The following is a 4076-nucleotide window of genomic DNA, read 5'->3' as shown; positions in this document are numbered from 1 at the left end:
GTCCAACCGCGCGATCATCGACGCGGTCGGACAGGTCGCCGACGCCCACGACGTCAGCCGTGCGCGGATCGCGCTCGCCTGGCTCCGCCGCCAGCCGGCCGTGACCGCACCCCTGGTCGGCGCGGGCTCGATCCCGCAGATCGACGAGGCCGTGGCCTCCCTCGACATCGAGCTCACCGACGACGACGTACGCGCCCTGGAAACCCCGTACACCCCCCGCTACGACTGGCAGGGCATCTCCGACGAGGCCGAGCTGGAGGCCATCCGCAAGCATGTCCCCGGCATGGCGCTGGCGTGAGCCCCATCGTCCGCTCCGGCGCGGCCGCCCGCGCTGGAGCGCTCCTCATCCTCCTCGGCCCGCGTGTGTCCTGGCTCGCTGCATTCATCACCGCCGCCGCATGGCAGACCCGCCCGACTCGCCCCTCTACAACTGGGTCAGCCACCTGGGCCTGACCGGGTCCGCCACAGACCGCGTTCGGGCCGGCGGATTCTGCGCGACCGCCTGGGTGAGCGCGCCGCCAAGGCCCCGACCTGCGAACTGCCCGTATGGCTCGCACGCGCTCTGAGCAGCGTGAACCCGGAACTGCCACTGCTGCAGCACCAACTTGGCCGGGATCTCGACGCCACAAGCGCCAAGGCCGAGCGGCTCCTCGATTGGCGGGCACGTCCCCTCGAGGACACGATCGCGGAGACCGCCGAGAGTCTCCTCGCCCAGGGCGTCGGGAAACGACCTCCTCGTAGCCGACCGATGCGGCAACCTCCCGTTTGTCCCGGGGCGCGATCCGGCCCGACTCCTGGGCGACTGGACAATGCCGACCGCGTCATGTCGCGGACGAGGGACCGCCGATGGCGGGCAAGTCCTACAGCTGGTCATCCACCGGGCGAGGCCCCGGTGACCGCTCAGGTCACGGCGGCTGCAGGGGCTTGAGCAGCAACCGCAAGTCGTCGTCCACGTTCCACGGCCGAGCACTCACACCCAGGCGCCTACTCCTCATGCCTACTTGGCGTCTTCCGAGAGCGCCCCGTGCAGGAAGACCTCAACCAGCTCCTGTGGGGTCAGGTCGGGCTCGTCATCCGTACGCGGCTGGATGAAGAGCAGCCCGAAGAAGAGGGCCGCGATCTGCTCCGGCGGCCGTCGCAGGGCGGCCTTGTCGGGCTCCAGCAGATCCGCGAGGGCCGCGCGGATACGGGTCGTCGCGTCGACTCGGTGCGGCCCGCGCCGCGCACCGTACCGGCGTGCTTGCCGCCGCCATGCCCCAGCGAGCCGGCGACAGCGCCCATCCTGGCCAGGTGCGCCGCCAGTGCCTCGGCCGCCTCGGCGAGCCGGTCGGGCAGGGGCTGGGATACGTCGATGGCGTCGAGCTCGCGGACCGCGTGCTCGGGGGAGAGTGCCTCGGCCATGCAGGCCCGCAGCAGCTCGTCCTTGTCGGTGAAGACCCGGAAGATCGTTCCCTCGCCGATTCCTGCGGCTCGGGCGATCTTCGCGGTCGTCGCCGCGGCGCCGTACTCGGCGATCAGTGGGATCGCGGTCTGGATGATCATCGCGCGCCGCTGCTCCGGCGACATGGCGGGGGCGCGGCGGCGGGTGGTCTGGTTCTCCTTGGGTGCTGTCATGACTAAGAGTGTACGGAGTGAGTCCTCACTCCGTCAATGAGTGAGGACTCACTCCGCGCACCTTCCCCCTGATCGACTGGCGCCCTGCCCCCCGACCGTTCGCCCTTGACAATAGGCAGGTGAATACCTGCATAATGATGAACGTGAGCCTAGAAGCAGCAGCGATGGACTCGGTGTTCAAGGCGCTGGCCGATCCCACCCGGCGGCTCCTGCTCGACCGGCTGCGCGAGCAGAACGGGCAGACTCTGCGCGAACTGTGCGAGCGCCTCGGCATGGCACGCCAGTCGGCGACACAGCACCTGGACATCCTCGTGCGGGCCAACCTCGTCACCGTCGTACGGCGCGGCCGGGAGCGGCTCCACTACCTCAACCCGGCCCCGATCCACGAGCTCGAGGAGCGCTGGATCTCCGGCTTCGACAAGCCCCGCCTGCAAGCGATCAGCGCCATCAAGCACCAGGCAGAGGAGTACGCCATGACCAACGCACCCACACCGGTGCCGGACTACGTATACGTCACCTACATCCGCGCCAGTGCGGAGCAGGTGTGGCAAGCCCTGACGGACGCCGACCTGACGGCGCGCTACTGGGGCCACGCCAACGTCTCCGACTGGCAGCCGGGCTCGGCCTGGGAACACCGGCGAGTCGACGGGTCAGGCAAGATCGACGTGGTGGGCCGTGTCCTGAAGGCAGAGCCCCCGACCCGGCTGGTCATCACCTTTGACGACGCCCCCGATGCCGAATCGCCGGGAGAACCGTCCGTCGTCACCTTTCTCGTCGAACCGCATCAGGACATCGTCCGTCTCACCGTGACCCACGAGAACCTCCCCAACCAGGAGATGCTGGGCGGCATCTCGGCCGGCTGGCCGGCCGTGCTGGCGAACCTCAAGTCGATGCTGGAGACCGGCGAGGTCCTGCCGCAGGCGCCCTGGGAGATGACCCGCGCCCATACCTGAGCCGCGACTTTCCGCCTCCGGTTCATTCCGCATCCGCTCGCACAGAGAGGTGCAAGACATGCTGGACACCGCCCCACTCCAGGACGCCTACCGCACACTGCTGGACGCAGCCGCCACGGTGGCCAGCGCCGACGACCCCAACCCCGCCCCGCCGGAAGGCGAGTGGAACGCCGACCAGATCCTGGCGCACGTCTCTCTGATCAGCGCCGCCACCATCGCCTCCGTAGCGGGGGTCGCAGCGGGGGCCAACACGACGTACGACAACCGGATCGCCCTCGACGCCTGGACCATCGAGCGAACCATCGCGCACGCCGGCGGCAACGCCGGGCTCCGGGACCGCATCAACGACCAGGCGGCCGCCCTGTGTGCACTCGCCGGAGGTGCGGCGCTCAGCGACGCCGAGCTCAGTACCGTAGCGCCGGCACTGCTCCTGTCCAACGACACCCTCCTGGTCGATCAGCCCATGTCGCTGCGCGACATCGTCACCGGACTGGCGGAGGCAGAACTGCCCGGCCACACGAAACAGCTCCTCGCCCTGCTTCCCGACCGGGCCGGTGCGGAGGCCCCGCGGTGACCAGGTCACAGCGACCCTGACCTCGGCTCGTCAGTGAGGTGTTCGGGGAACCGGCCGATAGTGATGGGCTTATGCCCGCGCAGGTCCTCTCCCGCACCTTCGCAGGCCGGTCGAGCACCACGGCCTGAGTGCGGCGGCGTTCTCCACTGCACTCCAGGCCCAGGCTCTCGGGCTCTTGGAGGTCTGGCCCGCATCGACGCATTCACCCGGTCCTTGGACACGATCACGAGCCTGGCCGCCGTGTGCGAGGTGGTCGTCACCCACTGCTTCGCCGCCCAGCGCGCCGCTTCGTCACCGACCAGATGCCCGCATCCTGGCCGAGTCCGTGTCTCGCGACCGTCGACACCGACACGCGCTTCTGGTGGCGGAACGCCGCCGGCGCCGAGGGCACCGCCCTTCCATGCCCGCTTCCTGGCGGAGTCCGAGCTACGACGCACAGGGCGACGCCGGCCTGACCCAGGTCTGGGTGACGATGGCCGTCGGCCTCGCACTTGCCGCCGTCTTCGGCTTCGGTATGACCGGCTGGTACGACCGCAAGGGGCTGCACCGCATCCCGGCCGAGACTGAGCCCGAGAAGCCCGCGGCCCGGCCTGGCGAAATCCATACGGCTCACCCGGGACGGCGCCGCCTCTGCCTTCCTGGAAACCGATCGGTTTTATTTTCGTCCGATTCGAGTTAACCTCACAGTATGACCACCAAAGTGAAGCCGAGTCCCAGAGAGCGGCTGCTGGAGGCGGCGGCCACGCTCACCTACCGAGACGGTGTCGGCATCGGTGTCGAGGCGCTGTGCAAGGCGGCGGGGGTGTCCAAGCGCTCCATGTACCAGCTGTTCGAGAGCAAGGACGAACTGCTGGCCGCGAGCCTGGAGGAACGCGCCGCTGACTTCGTGGCCGCGCTCCTGCCGCCCGCGGACGACGGCCGCTCGCCCCGCGAGC

General features: G+C 69.5%; 4 protein-coding genes and 3 pseudogenes. 6 read left to right on the top strand and 1 reads right to left on the bottom strand.

Annotated elements, in window-relative coordinates; all coding sequences use genetic code 11:
- The coding region (locus JF597_RS53860) for an aldo/keto reductase (protein WP_294014382.1) at positions 1-298 on the top strand (298 nt) is incomplete at its 5' end.
- A 186-nt stretch (positions 299-484) separates the two neighbouring features.
- Positions 485-724 (top strand): annotated as a pseudogene (locus JF597_RS53855) (aldehyde reductase); the annotation flags it as partial.
- A 273-nt stretch (positions 725-997) separates the two neighbouring features.
- Here the strand turns inward: JF597_RS53855 and JF597_RS53850 are convergent.
- Positions 998-1614 (bottom strand): annotated as a pseudogene (locus tag JF597_RS53850) (helix-turn-helix domain-containing protein).
- Positions 1615-1778: 164 nt separating this feature from the next.
- Here JF597_RS53850 and JF597_RS53845 point away from each other — a divergent pair.
- From JF597_RS53845 to JF597_RS53830, 4 genes and pseudogenes are all read left to right on the top strand, one after another.
- On the top strand, positions 1779-2567 hold the full coding sequence (locus JF597_RS53845; protein ID WP_294014384.1) for a metalloregulator ArsR/SmtB family transcription factor: 789 nt from the start codon (positions 1779-1781) through the stop codon (positions 2565-2567).
- 58 nt (positions 2568-2625) lie between these two features.
- Positions 2626-3141: a hypothetical protein gene (locus JF597_RS53840; RefSeq protein WP_294014380.1), complete on the top strand. Its 516-nt coding sequence runs from the start codon at positions 2626-2628 to the stop codon at positions 3139-3141.
- Positions 3142-3568: 427 nt separating this feature from the next.
- Positions 3569-3715: pseudogene (locus JF597_RS53835) on the top strand (ABC transporter); the annotation flags it as partial.
- A 114-nt stretch (positions 3716-3829) separates the two neighbouring features.
- On the top strand, positions 3830-4076 hold a 247-nt coding region (locus tag JF597_RS53830), incomplete at its 3' end, for a TetR/AcrR family transcriptional regulator (protein WP_294014378.1).

The sequence above is a fragment of the Streptomyces sp. genome, assembly GCF_019510245.1.
Taxonomy (GTDB): Bacteria; Actinomycetota; Actinomycetes; order Streptomycetales; family Streptomycetaceae; genus Streptomyces.
This window is presented reverse-complemented; position numbering and strand designations above follow the sequence as displayed.